This window comes from Variovorax sp. OV700 (genome assembly GCF_900099805.1).
Lineage (GTDB): Bacteria > Pseudomonadota > Gammaproteobacteria > Burkholderiales > Burkholderiaceae_C > Variovorax.
On record NZ_FNDR01000008.1, the window covers coordinates 245732 to 261509 of the forward strand.

The following is a 15778-nucleotide window of genomic DNA, read 5'->3' on the forward strand; positions in this document are numbered from 1 at the left end:
GTTGAGAACACGCATGCACAACGCAGGCCGGCGCAAAGTGTAATCAGAACATTCCTCAGGGCCGTCCGCGGCTGAACCGTGGTACGCAAGGGCCGCGACCGTTTCACCAGGTGCTAGAGTCCAGGCGCACCCCGCATGCCGATGCGCAGACTACGCTTCCTGACCCACCGCCACCGCGCCCCTTCCACGAACCGGGCGCTCGGCCTGCTGCTGGCCTTCAATGCCGGCGCGGTGAACGCGGGGGGCTTCTTGGTGCTGCACATGTACACCTCGCACATGACGGGCTTCGCGTCGCAGTTTGCGGACGGGCTGGTGCTGGGCAACACGAAGCTTCTGCTGAACGCACTGGGCGCCATCCTCGCGTTTCTGTCGGGCGCGGCCGTCTGCGCAATTTTGGTGAACTGGGGCCGCCAGCACCGCTTGCGCAGCGTCTACGCGGTGCCCCTGCTGCTCGAGGCGGCACTCATGTTTCCGTTCGGCCTGATGGGCGCCATCACGTTGACCTGGTCGACGCCGTTTGCCGTGCCGCTCACCGTGCTGCTGCTCTCCTTCATCATGGGCCTGCAGAACGCCGTCGGCTCCAAGACGTCCGGGGGCAGCGTCCGCACCACCCACATGACGGGCAACATCACCGACGTGGGCATGGAGCTGGGCAAGCTGATCTACTGGAACAGGCATGCCACGCCGGCGCATGCCATGGTTCGACACGACCGCCGAAGGATGCGGATGGCGGGCGGGTTGATCGGCATGTTCGTTCTGGGCGGTATCGTCGGCGCGCTCGGTTTCAGCTATATCGGCTTTGTGTGCGTGGTGCCGCTCGCGGCGTTGCTGCTCGCCATTTCGATACCGCCGCTCATGCGCGACCTGCCGCGCTCCAGGACGCTGCAGAAGCTTCTCGCCGCCCTCGGCGTGAAGGTGCCCTCCAGGCACCCGCCTGCGCACACCGATTCGTCGCCCGAAAGCTGAAAGCTCGCTCCGGCGAGCGACCTCAGATCGCGCCCACGCTGCCCGTGATCGGCAGCACGATGCCGGTGATGTAGCTGGCGCAACTCGGCGCGGCAAGGAACACATAGGCGGGAGACAGCTCCTCCGGTTGCGCCGGTCTCTGCAGGTCGGTGTGCTTGCCGAAGTCCTTCACCTTGTCGGGCGGACTGTCGGCGGGATTCAAGGGCGTCCATACCGGCCCTGGTGCCACTGCGTTCACGCGGATGCCCTTGGGCAGCAGGTTGCTGGCCAGCGACTTGGTGAACGCGTGGATGGCGCCCTTGGTGGTCGAGTAGTCGAGCAGGTGGGCGCTTCCTTCCAGGCCGGTGACCGAGCCGGTATTGATGATCGACGCGCCCTGGCGCAGGTGCGGTACCGCGGCGCGCGCCATCTGGAAGTAGCCTGCGACATTGGTCCTGAGCGTGAGGTCGAAGCGCTCATCGGTGATGTCCTCGATCGAGGCCGCGTGCAACTGAAACGCCGCGTTGTTCACCAGGATGTCGAGCTTGCCGAAGGCCTGGAGCGTCTTGTCGATCGCTTCGCGGCAGAACGCCGGGTCAGAGACGTCGCCCTTGATCACGATGCAGCGCGCGCCCTCGTCCTCGACATGACGCCGCGTTTCCTCGGCGTCCTGGTCTTCTTCCAGATAGACGATGGCCACGTCGGCGCCCTCACGGGCATAGAGCACCGCCACGGCGCGGCCGATGCCCGAATCCCCGCCCGTCACGAGCGCCGTCATGCCTTCGAGCTTGCCGCTGCCCTTGTAATCCGGCGCCTCGAAACGGGGGCGCAGCGCCATCTCCTCTTCCAGGCCCGGTTTGCGGAGGTGCTGCGCCGGCATGGGATTGACCGGCTGGGGCCGCGGCCCTGCCTGTGCCGGCTGGCTGGGCTTCTTGGTGGCAGGCTTTGCGCTGTCTTTCGCGTCCTGCTCGCGCTGAACTGCGCGCTGCCTGGAGGCCGCGTGGGCTGTTCCTCCCCGGGATTTGGCTGATTTTGCAGGTGATGTGGTGGTCGATTTCATGGTGCGTGGACTCCTCGTGTGAACGACCACCGTAAAACTCTGGTGCCCCGCCTGCGTAGGAATCCGTCCCGACTGCGCGCCCGCCGTGTCGCGCGATTTCCGCTTCGCTTGCAAGGAGTAACGACGCATGCCTACGCACGGGCGATGGCGGCGTGCGCATCGTCATGGCTTCCCGACTCTGGAGCACGGGCGATGCAGCCTGAAAAGGAAACGAAGGAACCCGGCGAACGCAAAGGCAGCGGCAACGGCAAAGGCAACGGAAACAGCAGCAATGGCAACGGCAAGGCACACCGGGCCGCCCGCGCAAAGCATCCCTCGCTCCACGCGCTGACACACCGGAACATCGAGTCCATCCTGGAACTCGAGGAAGAAAACCGGCGCGCCAAGCCGCTGCTCTACCGGCTGGTGTCCCGCATATCGCGCTACTGTGGAACGGTGGCCTTTCTGTGGTGGAACCTGGCCTTCTTTGCCGCATGGATCCTGCTCAACCAGTTTGTCTGGCAGATCGATCCCTATCCCTTCACGTTCCTGCTCTTTCTGGTTTCCATCGAGGCCATCGTGCTGGCGATCATGATCCTGATCAGCCAGAACATGTCAGCCGAAGAGAGCGAGCGCCGGCACCACCTGGACCTGCAGATCAACCTGCTGAACGAGCGCGAGATGACCGCATTGCTGCGCCTCGCCACCCGCATGGCGGAAAAGATGGAAGTGCCGCAGGAGTCGCACAGCGAGGTCAGGGCGCTGACCGAGCGAACCGACCCTGGCAAAGTGCTGCACCAGATCGTGGAGGCCGAGGCCTCGCACGAGGAGCGCCGTTGAGGAGCGCGGCCGCTAGGGCAGCTCTGCGCCTTCGACCAGGAAGCGCACGCGACGCACACCCTGCCATTCGTCGGCATCGAGCCGGAAGGCCAGCTTCACGCGCGCGGGCAGCGGATCGGTATGGCCGAACCAGATGCCGTCGACCGGCTGCCCCTGGTGCCGCAGCTTGAGCGCAAGGTGCTTCTCGCCCACCAGGCGCTGCGACACCACCTCCACTTCCTCGCTGAAAGTGGGCGGGGCAAAACCCTGGCCCCACACTTCGCGATGCAGCGTGTCGACCAGGTCGATGCGCATGTATTCGCGGGCCAGCGGCCCGTCGGTGTCGAGGCGGCGCGTCAGGGTGGCGGCGTCGAGCCACTCGTGCGCCACTTCGGCCAGCGCCTGTTCGAACATCTCGAACTTCTCGCGCGCGACGGTGCAGCCGGCTGCCATCGCGTGGCCACCGAAGCGCAGCAGCACGCCCGGATGGCGCTTCGCGACCAGGTCGAGCGCATCGCGCAGGTGAAAGCCCGGAATCGAGCGGCCGGAACCCTTGAGCTCATGTTCCTTGCCCGGCGCGCCGCTAGCGGCAAACACGAAGGTCGGGCGGTGAAAGCGGTCCTTGATGCGCGAGGCCACGATGCCGACCACACCTTCGTGAAAGTCGGCATCGAACACGCTGATGGCGGCCGGCGGTGCTTCGCCGCCATCGGCCGTGGGGCCGAACAGCGATTCGGCCAGCAGCAGCGCCTGGTCGCGCATGCCGCCCTCGATGTCGCGCCGCTCGCGGTTGATGCCGTCGAGCATGCGCGCCAGTTCATCGGCGCGGCCCGCGTCGTCGGTCAAGAGGCACTCGATGCCGAGCGTCATGTCAGCCAAGCGGCCGGCAGCATTGATGCGGGGCCCCAGTGCAAAGCCGAAGTCGAAGGTGGTGGCCACCGCCGCGTTGCGCCCGGCCGCCTTGAACAGCGCCGCAATGCCGGCCGGGAGCGCGCCAGCGCGAATGCGCCGAAGGCCCTGCGCGACGAGCCGGCGGTTGTTGGCGTCGAGCTTCACCACGTCGGCCACGGTGCCGAGTGCCACCAGCGGAAGCAGCACGTCCAGCTTGGGCTGCGTGGCCGCGGTGAAGATGCCGCGTGCGCGCAGTTCGGAGCGCAGCGCCAGCAGCACGTAGAACATCACGCCCACGCCGGCGATGCTCTTGCTCTCGAAGCCGCAGCCGACCTGGTTGGGATTCACCAGCACGTCGGCGGCCGGTAGTTCGGGACCCGGCAGATGATGGTCGGTCACCAGCACCTGCAGGCCGCGCGCCTTGGCGGCGGCCACGCCCTCGACGCTGGCAATGCCGTTGTCGACGGTGATCAGCATGTCGGCGCCGCTGTCCGCCACCCGCTCGGCGATGGGCGACGTGAGGCCGTAGCCGTCGACCACGCGGTCGGGCACCAGGTAGCTCACGTTTTTTGCGCCGAGCAGGCGCAGGCCGCGCACCGCGACGGCGCAGGCGGTGGCGCCGTCGCAGTCGTAGTCGGCCACGATGCACAGGCGCTTGTCCTGTGCCATCGCATCGGCCAGCAGCACCGCCGCCTCGCGCGCGCCGTGCAGCGTGTCGGGCGGCAGCAGGCGCGCCAGGCCGTCGTCGAGGTCGTCCTTGGCAAGCACGCCGCGCGCGGCAAAGAGACGTGCGAGCAGGGGATGCACGCCGGCCTGCTCGAGCGCCCAGACCGTGCGGGGCGGAATCTCCCTGGCGATGATCTTCATAGCGCCTCCAGCACAATGGCGGCGCGCGGCCGGTCGAACAGGCTTCGGGCCCAGCCCACCAGTCCGCGTTGCTGCACCGCGTAGCGCTGCGCCGCGCGGTCGCCGCACAGCGTGAGCATGACGTCGGCGCCAGCGGTGTACTCGGCCAGCAGGCTCGCGAGGGTGCTTGCGTCGAGCGCCTGCCAGGCTTCGGCCCAGCCCGGTCCGTCGTCGCGCAACGCGGCCACGCGCAGCGCGTCGCTCACGGTCGGCGGCGCCGTGTCGGTCACAGGAATGCCTGCTTGCAGCGCGCCGGTGCCGCTGAGCCAGAAAGAGTTGATCGGCGGCACGCCGCGCGCGGCACGGTCGTCGTTCACGCGCTGGGTATAGAGCAGCATCTGCATTTCGTTCTGGAGCCGGCGCAGCGGCCGCGCCGCTTCGGCGAGAGGGGACCATTGCGAAATCGGATGGCCCACCGCGCGGTCGATGGAAGCCGTGGGCAGGCCGTCGAAGATGCGCGCGCGCGCCAGCCAGCGGCCGGGCGTGGCCGAGGGATGCAGCGCAATTCCGTCTTCCTCGAAAAAGGGGTTGGCGGCGGCCAGCAACGCGGCCGATTCGGCTGCGTCGATCTCGATGGCAGCCGGGTCGCCCAGCACCACATCGTCGATGCCCACCTGCCAGTTGCTCAGCGAAACCAGGCCCCAGCCTTCGCTGTCGCCAGGTTCGGCGATGCCACTCTGCGCAGCTTCCAACGCGGCCCAGGGAATGCAGCCGTCCGGCGCCGAGATGCCCAACGCCTTGGCGAGCGCCCGTTCATGGGGCGGTGAGCGCGTGCTTTCGTCCTGCGTGTCGGTCTCCGCGATCGAGAGGCGGGAGAGCAGGGCCTCGAGGTTGGGCAGCCGGAGGGAGGGCCATGCCGCGCGGCATGCCGGGGAACCGCGGCCGGCAAAAGGAATCAACAGATGACGGGGGAGAGGTTCGGCCATTTCCCTATTGTCCGGGATGCTAGGATGAAAAGCCCGCCGCAGCGCCTTTGGCGCATCTCTCCATTGGGGGGCGCACCCGGCAGCCCGGCAAAGCCGGATCCGCGGGTGCACCTGGCTGAGCTCAAACTGAAAATATGCGACTTCCTTACGAACTGCAGCTCGGCTGGCGCTATACCCGCGCAGGCCGGGCGACGCGGCGCAACGGCTTCATCTCCTTCATCTCCGGCGTGTCGATGCTCGGCATCGCATTGGGAGTGGCGGCGCTGATCATCGTGCTCAGCGTGATGAACGGTTTCCAGAAAGAGGTGCGCGACCGCATGCTCGGCGTGGTGTCGCACATCGAGATCATTTCGCGCGACGGGCAGGCACTGCCCGACATCGACGCCATCACGGCGGCCGCGCGCAAGAACCCCGAGGTGATCGGCGCCGCGCCCTTCATTGCCACCCAGGCGCTCATCGCGCGCGGCGAGGACATGAAAGGCACGCTGGTGCGCGGCATCGTGCCCAAGCTCGAACCCGAGGTGACCGACATCGACACCACGGCGCAGAAGGGCACGCTCGACAAGCTGGTGCCGGGCCAGTTCGGCATCGTGCTGGGCGGCGAGCTGGCGCGCTCGCTGTTCGTGCAGCCGGGCGACCAGGTCACGCTGGTCGCGCCGGGCGGGCAGGTCACGCCTGCGGGCGTGGTGCCGCGGCTGAAGCAGTTCACCGTGGTGGGCACCTTCGATTCGGGCCACTACGAGTACGACTCCGCGCTGGCCATGATCCATGAGGAAGACGCCCAGCGCGTGTTCCGGCTCGACGGGCCCTCCGGCATCCGCATCAAGCTCAAGGACCTGAACGAGGCACGCGAGGTGGCCGACCAGATGGCCGTCACGCTGCCGGGCCAGTTCCTCATTCGCGACTGGACGCGCCAGAACAAGACCTGGTTCGCGGCCGTGCAGGTCGAGAAACGCATGATGTTCATCATCCTCACGCTCATCGTGGCGGTGGCCGCCTTCAACTTGGTGTCCACGCTGGTGATGACCGTGACCGACAAGCGCGCCGACATCGCCATCCTGCGTACGCTGGGCAGCTCGCCGCGCAGCATCATGGGGATCTTCGTGGTGCAGGGGGCGATGGTCGGCGTGATCGGCACCGTGGGCGGGCTGCTGCTGGGGCTGGGCATTGCCTACAACATCGACGTGATCGTGCCGGCGCTCGAGCGGCTCTTTCATGCCAGCTTTTTGCCGAAGGACATCTACCTGATCAGCAAGATGCCGAGCGATCCGCAGCGCAGCGACATCATGCCGATCGCCATCATTTCCCTGGTCCTGGCTTTCCTGGCCACTCTGTACCCGAGCTGGCGCGCGAGCCGCGTCAACCCCGCCGAGGCCCTGCGCTATGAGTGAACAAAAAAATGCCGCCACGCCGGGCAATGGCGTGGTGCTGAAGGCGCGCGGCCTCACCAAGCGCTTTCACGAAGGGCGCATCGACCTCACCGTGCTGCACGGCGTCGACCTGGATGTGCGCGCCGGCGAAACGCTGGCCATCGTCGGCGCCTCGGGCTCCGGCAAGAGCACGCTGCTGCACCTGATGGGCGGGCTCGACGGCCCCACGGCCGGCAAGGTCGAGCTGCTCGGCAAGGACATCGCGCATGCCGACGCGGCCGAGCAGGGGCGGCTGCGCAACCAGCACCTGGGCTTCGTCTACCAGTTCCATCACCTCCTGCCCGAATTCAGCGCGCTCGACAACGTGGCGATGCCGCTCAAGATCCGGCGCATGGCGCCCGCGCAGGCGGCGGCCGCGGCCACGAAGATCCTCGAAAGCGTGGGCCTGGGCGAGCGCCTGCACCACCGCCCGGCCGAGCTTTCGGGCGGCGAGCGCCAGCGCGTAGCCATTGCGCGTGCGCTGGTCACGCAGCCGGCCTGCGTACTGGCCGACGAGCCCACGGGCAACCTCGACCGCAACACGGCCGACACCGTGTTTGCGCTGATGATCGAGCTGGCGCACAAGCACCGCACGGCCTTCGTGATGGTCACGCACGACCAGGAACTCGCCAAGCGCTGCGACCGCGTGCTGCAACTGGTGGCGGGCAGGCTGGCCGGCTGAGTTGCAGCTGCCGCTTGCCACGGTGCCTGCAATGTCGCGAAACTGTCCGTCTGTCCGGCAAGATGCCGTTCAATCACAGGAGCGCTGCTTGATCATGGAAACCGACGACGACACCCCACCCGCGGCCACTGCGGAACCGCGCAATTCCTACCTGGAAGAGAAGGCCTTCAAGTCGCGCACGCTGCTGATCTTCGGCAGCATCACCGACGCGGTGGCCGCCGACGTGACGCGCCGGCTCATCGCGCTGGATGCCGACAGCGGCGAAAAACCGATCGACATTCTCGTGAGCTCGCCCGGCGGCCACCTGGAGTCGGGCGATGCCATTCACGACATCGTGCGTTTCATCAGCGCACCGGTGAACATGATCGGCACCGGCTGGGTCGGCAGCGCCGCCACGCACCTCTACCTGGCTGCGCCCCGCGAGCGGCGCGTGTGCCTGCCCAACACGCGCTTCCTGATCCACCAGCCCAGCGGCGGCGCGGGCGGACAGGCGACCGACATCGCGATCCAGGCGCAGGAAATCATCAAGGCCCGCCATCGCATCGCGCACGAGATCGCGCGCGAGACCGGCAAGCCGATCGACGTGGTGCTGGCCGACATCGAGCGCGACCGCTGGCTCTCGGCGACGGAGGCGGTCGAATACGGGCTGGTCTCGCGCATCATCCAGCGCAAGACCGAGCTTCTGTAGGTGCTGCTGTAGTTATTTGGGCTTGTAGGCCACCACGTCGATCTCGACCTTGGCGTCGACCATCAGCCGCGCTTCGGTGGTCGAGCGCGCCGGCTTGTTTTCACCGAAGTAGCTCATGTAGATGCGGTTGAAGGCACCAAAGTCGCGCGCGTCCTGCAGCCAGACGGTGCTCTTGCAGACGTCGTCGAGCGTGGCGCCGGCCAGCGCGAGCACCTTTTTCAGGTTTTCCATCACCTGGCGCGTCTGCGCCTCAATGCCGCCCGCCACGATCTCGCCATCGGCATTGGCTGGCACCTGACCCGACACGTAGATGAAATCGCCGGCGCGCACGGCCGGGGAGAAAGGACGTGCCTGGCGGTCGGAGGCGACGGGCGGGGCGCCGAGGTATTCGAGCGGCATGAGAGGACTCCTGAAGTAAAGACAAAGAGGAAAAGGGGGATCGCCAGTATCGGCCAAATCTGAAAATCTCTTTCAGAATAACCCTCAAACAAGGGTTTACACGGATGATTTGGCACGGATAGTGCTTCAAAGTGCAGGCAGAAGAGAAAATTTCTTTCACAAACCGCCTGCCCCACGAAGGAGTCCCCATGTCCCACGCCGGTCTTGTCCAGCGCCTGCCGAAGCTGTCGAAGCGCAGCCTGCTGGGCGCTTCCCTGCTCGCAATGCTGTGTGCCGCGCTGCCTCACCAGCAAGCGCATGCCCAGGGGCCGCGCAACTTCGCCACGTTGGCCATGGTGGCCGAACCGCAGACGCTCGACCCGATGGCCTCGACGGCCGACCTGGTCGGAACCATCATGCAGCACGTGTACGAGACGCTCTACACCTTCGACGCCAAGTGGAACGTGGTGCCGATGCTGGCCGAGACCATGCCCAAGATCTCCGCTGACGGCAAGAGCTACGCCATCACCCTGCGCAAGGGCGTGATGCTGCACAACGGCCGCGAACTCAACGCCGACGACGTGGTGGCCAGCCTGCAGCGCTGGATGGATCAGTCGCCGCGCGGCAAGGCCGTGGGCAAGGAAATCGAGAGCCTCAAGGCCAAGGGCCCGCTGGGCGTGGAGATCGTGCTGAAGGCACCGTATGCGCCGCTGCTCTCGCAGCTCGCCTTGCCCAGCGGCATGGCCGCCATCATGGCCAAGGATTCCATCGCTTCGCCGTTGAAAGAGTTCGTCGGCACCGGCCCCTACAAGTTCAAGGAGCGCCGCCCTGATCAGTTCGTGCTGCTCACGCGCTTCGACAAGTACACGGCGCGCAAGGAGCCGGCAAGCGGCTACGGCGGCAAGCGCGAAGCCGCCATCGAAGAACTGCGCTTCGTGCCTGTGCCCAACGCCAGCACGCGCGTCGAAGGTGCGCTGGCCGGCCAGTACGACTTTGCCGACCTGCTGCCGGTCGAGGCCCTGCCGCGCCTTGAAAAGTCCGGCGGCAAGACCGTGCCGATCATGACGCCGTCGTTCGGTTTTCCGTACCTCGTGCTCAACACCAAGGAGGGCGTGGCCGCCAATCAAGCGCTGCGCCAGGCGATCCAGTCCGCGCTCGGCGAAGGCGAGATGCTCGCCGCCGGCTTCGGCGACACGCGCTTTTTCGTGGCCGAAGGCAACCACTTCCCCAAGGGCTCGCCGTTCTATTCGACCGCCGGCGCCACGCTCTACAACGAGCGCAACGCATCCAAGGCCAAGGAAGCCGCGGCCAAGGCCGGCTACAAGGGCGAGCCGATCCGCGTGCTCACAAGCCGCCAGTACGACTTCCACTACAACATGTCGCTCCTGATGGCCGAGCAGCTCAAGCGCGCCGGCTTCAAGGTCGATTTGAACGTGGTCGACTGGGCCACGCTGGTGCAGCGCCGCAACGACCCGAAGCTGTGGGACATCTACGTCACCCACTCGGGCCAGTTTCCCGAGCCGATGCTCTCGCCGCCGCAGCTGGGCGACGGCGCGCCCGGCTGGTGGGATTCGCCCGCCAAGAAGTCGGCGCTGCAGGCCTTCAATGTCGAAAGCGATCCGGCCAAGCGCGGCGCGCTGTGGGGCAAGGTGCAGCAGGTGGTCTATGAAGAAGTGCCGTACATCAATGTCGGCAAGTTCAACGGGCTGTCGGCCAAGAGCCCGGCGCTGGACAACTACCAGCCCGCGACATGGCCATTCTTCTGGAACGCAAGAATCAAGTAAGCCCCCGGGTCGCCACGGAGCCAACCACTCATGTTTCGCTATCTTGCCTCGCGCGCCGCCGGCATGCTCGTCGTGCTCGCTATCGTGGCCGTGCTCGTTTTCGTGCTCACGCGCGCGGCCTCGGGCGATCCGGTCTCGGTGCTGCTGGGAGACCAGGCCACGGCCGCCGACATTGCTCGCGTGCAGAAGGAATACGGTCTGGACAAGCCGCTGCCCGTGCAGTTCGGCTACTGGCTGCGCGAAGTGCTGCAGGGCAACCTCGGCACCTCCATCTTCCTGCAGCGGCCGGTGACGCAAGCGCTGTGGGAGCGCTCCGAACCCACCACGCTGCTTGCGCTGATGGCCGTGGCCATCGCGGCGCTGATCGGCGTGCCCTGCGGCATCGTCTCGGCCGTGTTCCGCGGTCGCATGGTCGACCAGCTCTTCACCGGCATTGCGATGCTCGGCGCCAGCATCCCGAGCTTCTGGCTCGGCATCGTGCTGATCCAGATTTTTGCGGTGTCGTTCGGGTGGTTTCCGGTGTCGGGCTACGGCGCGCCCGACGCGCCGTTCGTCGAGCGGCTGCATGCTCTCGTGCTGCCGGCCACGGTGCTGGGCCTCCTGAACTCGGCGCTCATCATCCGCTTCACGCGGGCCTCGATGCTCGACGTGCTGGGCGAAGACTATGTGCGCACCGCGCGCTCCAAGGGCCTCAGCGAAAGCACGGTGGTGCTCAAGCATGCGCTGCGCAATGCGCTGGTGCCCATCGTCACGGTGATCGGCCTCACGGTTGCGCTGATGATCGGCGGTGCGGTCATCACCGAGACCGTGTTCGGCCTGCCGGGTGTCGGCAATCTTGTGGTGAGCGCGGTGCTCAGGCGCGACTACCCGGTGATCCAGGGCGCGCTGCTCGTGATTGCGGCGATCTACGTGCTGATCAATTTTTCGATCGACCTGCTGTACGCCGTCGTCGATCCGCGCGTGAAGGTCTGAGAGAACACCATGCAAATGCCCCGAATGCTCCGCCAGCTGATGCACCGCCGCATCGTGATGGTCTCCGCGCTGGTGCTGCTGGTGATTGCGGTGCTCGCCATCGGCGCGCCGCTGTTCGCCTCCATCGATCCCAACGACACGGCCGTGCTGCAACGCCTGAAAGGGCCGAGCGCCGAGCACCTGCTGGGCACCGACGAGCTCGGCCGCGACATGTACTCGCGCATCGTGCATGGCGCGCGCTACTCGCTCGCCATTGCCGCGCTCACCGCGCTGGGTTCGGTGATCGCCGGCACCGTGCTGGGCCTGATGGCCGGCTTCTTCCGCCGGCTCGACACGCCGCTGATGCGGGTGGTCGACGCAATGATGTCGTTCCCCGACATCTTGCTGGCTATCGCGCTGGTCGCGATCCTCGGGCCCTCGCTCATCAACACCGTGCTTGCGCTGGTGCTGGTGTACACGCCGCGCGTGGCGCGGGTGGTGCGGGCCTCGACGCTGGTGGTGCGCGAACTGCTGTTCGTGGAAGCGGTGCGCGCGCTGGGCGTGCGCACCTCGCGCATCCTGTGGCGCCACATCTTGCCGAACCTGATGTCGCCGATCCTCGTGCAGGTGTCGTTCATCTTCGCCTACGCCATCCTGGCCGAAGCGGGGCTCTCGTTCCTCGGCGTCGGCGTGCCGCCCGAAATTCCCACGTGGGGCACCATGGTCGCGGGCAGCCAGCAGTATGCGCACCAGGCCTTCTGGGTGGTGCTGTTCCCGGGGCTCGCGATCATCTTCACGGCGCTGTCGCTGCAGCTGCTGGGCGACGGCGTGCGCGACCTGCTCGACCCCAAGCTGAAGAAGACGCTGTGATGACGACCACGACCACGACAACACCCCGTCTCCAGGTCAGCAACCTGAGCACCAGCTTCCCCACCGAAGACGGACTGATCCGTTCGGTGGCCGATGTGAGCTTTTCGATCCAGCCCGGCAAGACCACGGCGCTGGTGGGCGAATCGGGCTCGGGCAAGTCGGTCACCAGCCTCACGCTGATGCGTCTGTTGCCCAAGACCGCGAATGCACAGGTCAGCGGCTCGGCCTCTTTCGTCACGCGCGAAGGCAAGACGCTCGACCTGCTGCAGATCAGCGAGCGCGAGATGCGCAGCCTGCGCGGCAACCAGCTGTCGATGATCTTCCAGGAGCCGATGACCAGCTTGAACCCGGTCTTCACCATCGGCGAACAGATTGCCGAAAGCGTGCGATTGCACAAGGGCCTGGACCGCAAGGCGGCCATGGCTCACGCGCTGCGCATGCTGGAACTGGTCGAGATTCCCGCGGCGGCGCAACGCATCCACGAATACCCGCACCAGCTTTCGGGCGGCATGCGCCAGCGCGTGATGATCGCGCTCGCGATGGCCTGCGACCCGACGCTGCTGATTGCCGATGAGCCCACCACCGCGCTCGACGTGACCATCCAGGCGCAGATCCTCGAGCTCATGCGCCGGCTGCAGGCCGAGACCGGCATGAGCATCCTCTTCATCACCCACAACCTGGGCGTGGTCGCGCACCACGCGGACGACGTGGTGGTGCTCTATGCGGGCCGCGTGGTCGAGAGCGCGCCCGTGCGGCCGCTGTTCGCGCAGCCGGAGCATCCGTACACGCAGGGCCTCCTGGCCTGCCTGCCCGGCAAGGCGCGGTTGCCGGGGCAGCCCAAGCCGAAGCGGCTGTTCGCAATTCGCGGCCAGGTGTCGAGCCCGCTTGCGCCGCCGCCGGGGTGTGCTTTCGAGCCGCGTTGCGATCATGCGCTGCAGGCCTGCAGGGAAGCGATACCGCCCCTGATCGATATCCGCGAGGATCGCCAGGCGCGATGTATTCGCGTGCAGCCCGATGCAACCCTCGCGAGAGCTGCATGACCCGCGCGCCGTTGTCCCCGTCTTGCTCCCTCCCCTTCCGGGGGAGGGTTGGGGTGGGGGCACGCGGCCGTTCCATCGTCGCGACGGTCTCCACCGCCCAGAGCCCCCACCCCAACCCTCCCCCGGAAGGGGAGGGAGTCAATACAACATCCCCACGATGACCACCGCCGCTCCCCTCATCGAAGTCCGCGGACTCAAGAAGTACTTCGGCAGCAGCGACCGCCCGGTGCGCGCGGTCGACGACGTGTCGTTCGCCATCCAATCCGGCGAAACGCTGGGCCTCGTCGGCGAATCCGGTTCCGGCAAGAGCACCATCGGCCGCACCGTGCTGCGCCTTGTCGAACGCACCGAGGGCCAGGTGCTCTACCGTGGTGACGACATCGGTGAGCTCTCGGGCGAGCGCATGCGCAAGCTGCGCAGCAAGCTGCAGATCATTTTCCAGGACCCGTATGCGAGCCTGAACCCCAAGATGCGCATCAGCGCCATCCTCGGCGAGGCGCTCTCCACACACGGCCTGCACAAGGGCGCTGCCGCGCGCGACAAACGCATTGCTGAGTTGCTCGAAACCGTGGGCCTGCGCGCTGAGCATGCGAACCGCTTTCCGCACGAGTTCTCGGGCGGCCAGCGCCAGCGCATCGGCGTGGCGCGGGCGCTTGCGGTCGAGCCCGAATTCATCGTGGCCGACGAGCCGTTGTCGGCGCTCGACGTGTCGATCCAGTCGCAGGTCATCAACCTCTTGGCCGACCTGCGCGAACGGCTCGGCCTCACCATGCTCTTCATTTCGCACGACCTTGATGTGGTCGAGTACCTGTGTGACCGGGTCGTGGTGCTGTACCTCGGCAAGGTGATGGAAGTGGCCACCACCGATGAGCTGTTTGCGCGGCCTTCGCATCCTTACACGCAGGCGCTGCTGGCCGCGAGCCCGAAGCCCGACCCGACGCTCGCCACCGAACGCATCGCGCTCAAGGGCGACATTCCCAGCCCGATCTCGCCGCCATCGGGCTGCGTGTTCCGCACCCGCTGCCCGCATGCCATCGACGCTTGCGCGCAGACCGTGCCGCCGCTCGACGAGATTTCTCCCGGACACTACAGCGCCTGCATCCGCAAGGAATTGCTCTCCCACATTGCCGCATGACCATGACTGACACTGCCGCCACCGCCGACCAGGATTTCAACGACCCGCTGCTGGGCAGCAACTTCAAAGGCTACCCGCGCACCCAGCCGCCGCGTCGCCGCAGCGAAGTCGGCGCCGCGGGCTGGAACGTGCTGGCCGGTGACCTGCCGCTGCCGCTGGCCGTGCTCAAGCGCGAGGCGCTGGAGCACAACCTCGCGTGGATGCAGTCGCGCGTGCGCGAATGGGGCATCGACCTCGCGCCGCACGGCAAGACCACCATGTCGCCGCAGCTTTTTCAGCGCCAGCTCGATGCCGGCGCCTGGGGCCTGACCTTCGCCACGGTCACGCAGCTTGCCGTCGGTGTGGCGGCGGGCGCGCGCCGCACGCTCATTGCCAACCAGGTGGTGAGCGATGAAGACCTGGCCGGCATCCAGATGCTGTTGCAGGTACATGCCGACCTTCGTGTGGTGTTCCTGGTCGATTCGCTCGCGCAGCTCGCGCTGATCGAAGACTGGTCGAAGCGTCATCCCGAGAGCGTGCCCTTCGAGGTGATGCTCGAGATCGGCGTCGAGGGCGCCCGCACCGGCTGCCGCACGCATGAAGAGGCGGTGGCGCTCGCCACGCGCCTGCGCGCCAGCGACGCGGTCAAGCTCGTGGGCATCGAGACGTATGAAGGGCAAGGCGCCACCGGCGCCAGCGAACCCGACACCGCCTACGCCAACGCGCTGATGGACCGCGTGGAAGCCATCGCGCGCCACTGCGACGCGCAGCAGCTGTTCGAGACCGATGAGGTGCTGGTCTCGGCCGGCGGTTCGGCCATCTTCGATCTCGTGGCAGGCCGCCTGAAGCCCGCGCTCGGTTCGCCGGTTCGCGGCCTGCTGCGCTCGGGCTGCTATGTCACGCACGACCATGGCTTCTACAAGCGCATGGTGAGCGTGGTCGACGAGCGCCTGGGCTGCGATTGCGGCGAGAGCCTGCGCCCCGCGATGGAAGTGTGGGTCACGGTGCAGTCGCGGCCCGAGCCCGGCCTGGCCATCCTGGCCGTGGGCAAGCGCGACATCTCCTTCGACCTTTCGATGCCGGTGCCCATCGCGCGCGCCGCACGCGGCATGCTCGAAGCAGAGGCCGTGCCCGCCGGCTGGAAGATCACCGCCCTTAACGACCAGCACGCCTACCTGCGATGGGATGCCAACGAAGAAGCGCAGGCCCCGGTGGTGGGCGACCGCGTCGGCCTCGGCATTTCGCACCCTTGCACCACCTTCGACAAATGGCACTGGATGCCGGTGGTCGAAGAGAACTACCGCGTGAGCGACGCCGTCGCCATGCATTTTTGAAC

At 66.9% G+C, this 15778-nt stretch carries 15 protein-coding genes; 11 read left to right on the forward strand and 4 right to left on the reverse strand.

Annotation, left to right across the window (positions count from 1 at the left end):
• Positions 1 to 141: 141 nt before the first annotated feature.
• Positions 142 to 966 carry a YoaK family protein gene (locus tag BLR24_RS19885; protein ID WP_254787460.1) on the forward strand — a complete coding sequence of 275 codons (825 nt, stop codon included), beginning with the start codon at positions 142 to 144 and terminating at the stop codon, positions 964 to 966.
• Between the two features lie 22 nt (positions 967 to 988).
• On the opposite strand, the gene BLR24_RS19890 is transcribed toward BLR24_RS19885, so the two are convergent.
• Entirely contained in the window at positions 989 to 2005 is a 1017-nt protein-coding gene (locus tag BLR24_RS19890; RefSeq protein WP_093020014.1) for an SDR family oxidoreductase, read from the reverse strand.
• A gap of 192 nt (positions 2006 to 2197) precedes the next feature.
• Between BLR24_RS19890 and BLR24_RS19895 the strand changes: the two genes are divergently transcribed.
• The gene (locus BLR24_RS19895; RefSeq protein ID WP_175543310.1) at positions 2198 to 2824 is read left to right on the forward strand and encodes a DUF1003 domain-containing protein; all 627 of its coding nucleotides are present in this window, start codon (positions 2198 to 2200) and stop codon (positions 2822 to 2824) included.
• Between the two features lie 12 nt (positions 2825 to 2836).
• Here BLR24_RS19895 and recJ read toward each other — a convergent pair whose 3' ends face one another.
• Both recJ and BLR24_RS19905 read right to left on the reverse strand, forming a co-directional pair.
• A complete protein-coding gene (gene recJ / locus BLR24_RS19900) occupies positions 2837 to 4561 on the reverse strand; it encodes a single-stranded-DNA-specific exonuclease RecJ (protein WP_093020018.1) in 1725 nt (574 codons plus the stop codon).
• Positions 4558 to 5526 (reverse strand): hypothetical protein, encoded by a 969-nt coding sequence (locus BLR24_RS19905; RefSeq protein WP_093020020.1) that lies wholly within the window; start codon positions 5524 to 5526, stop codon positions 4558 to 4560. Before BLR24_RS19905 ends, recJ begins: the two co-directional genes overlap by 4 nt.
• A 134-nt stretch (positions 5527 to 5660) precedes the next feature.
• On the opposite strand from BLR24_RS19905, the gene BLR24_RS19910 reads away from it, so the two are divergent.
• The 3 genes from BLR24_RS19910 (at position 5661) to BLR24_RS19920 (ending at position 8305) form a co-directional block, all read left to right on the forward strand.
• Entirely contained in the window at positions 5661 to 6917 is a 1257-nt protein-coding gene (locus BLR24_RS19910) for a lipoprotein-releasing ABC transporter permease subunit (RefSeq protein ID WP_093020022.1), read from the forward strand.
• On the forward strand, positions 6910 to 7617 hold the full coding sequence (gene lolD, locus BLR24_RS19915) for a lipoprotein-releasing ABC transporter ATP-binding protein LolD (protein ID WP_093020024.1): 708 nt from the start codon (positions 6910 to 6912) through the stop codon (positions 7615 to 7617). The genes BLR24_RS19910 and lolD overlap by 8 nt, the downstream gene beginning before the upstream one ends.
• Positions 7618 to 7711: 94 nt before the next feature.
• Positions 7712 to 8305, forward strand: a complete 594-nt coding sequence (locus BLR24_RS19920; RefSeq protein WP_093020026.1) for an ATP-dependent Clp protease proteolytic subunit — start codon at positions 7712 to 7714, stop codon at positions 8303 to 8305.
• A gap of 12 nt (positions 8306 to 8317) precedes the next feature.
• On the opposite strand, the gene BLR24_RS19925 is transcribed toward BLR24_RS19920, so the two are convergent.
• On the reverse strand, positions 8318 to 8704 hold the full coding sequence (locus BLR24_RS19925) for a RidA family protein (protein WP_093020028.1): 387 nt from the start codon (positions 8702 to 8704) through the stop codon (positions 8318 to 8320).
• Positions 8705 to 8892: 188 nt separating this feature from the next.
• On the opposite strand from BLR24_RS19925, the gene BLR24_RS19930 reads away from it, so the two are divergent.
• From BLR24_RS19930 to BLR24_RS19955, 6 genes are all read left to right on the forward strand, one after another.
• Positions 8893 to 10467 carry an ABC transporter substrate-binding protein gene (locus BLR24_RS19930; protein ID WP_093020030.1) on the forward strand — a complete coding sequence of 525 codons (1575 nt, stop codon included), beginning with the start codon at positions 8893 to 8895 and terminating at the stop codon, positions 10465 to 10467.
• Between the two features lie 30 nt (positions 10468 to 10497).
• Entirely contained in the window at positions 10498 to 11439 is a 942-nt protein-coding gene (locus BLR24_RS19935) for an ABC transporter permease (protein ID WP_093020032.1), read from the forward strand.
• Positions 11440 to 11448: 9 nt separating this feature from the next.
• Complete coding sequence (locus tag BLR24_RS19940) at positions 11449 to 12288, forward strand: ABC transporter permease (RefSeq protein WP_093020034.1); 840 nt, start codon at positions 11449 to 11451, stop codon at positions 12286 to 12288.
• A complete protein-coding gene (locus BLR24_RS19945) occupies positions 12288 to 13328 on the forward strand; it encodes an ABC transporter ATP-binding protein (protein WP_093020036.1) in 1041 nt (346 codons plus the stop codon). The genes BLR24_RS19940 and BLR24_RS19945 overlap by 1 nt, the downstream gene beginning before the upstream one ends.
• Positions 13329 to 13485: 157 nt before the next feature.
• A complete protein-coding gene (locus BLR24_RS19950; RefSeq protein WP_093020038.1) occupies positions 13486 to 14463 on the forward strand; it encodes an ABC transporter ATP-binding protein in 978 nt (325 codons plus the stop codon).
• 2 nt (positions 14464 to 14465) lie between these two features.
• A complete protein-coding gene (locus BLR24_RS19955; RefSeq protein WP_175543311.1) occupies positions 14466 to 15776 on the forward strand; it encodes an amino acid deaminase in 1311 nt (436 codons plus the stop codon).
• The last annotated feature ends 2 nt before the right edge of the window (positions 15777 to 15778 follow it).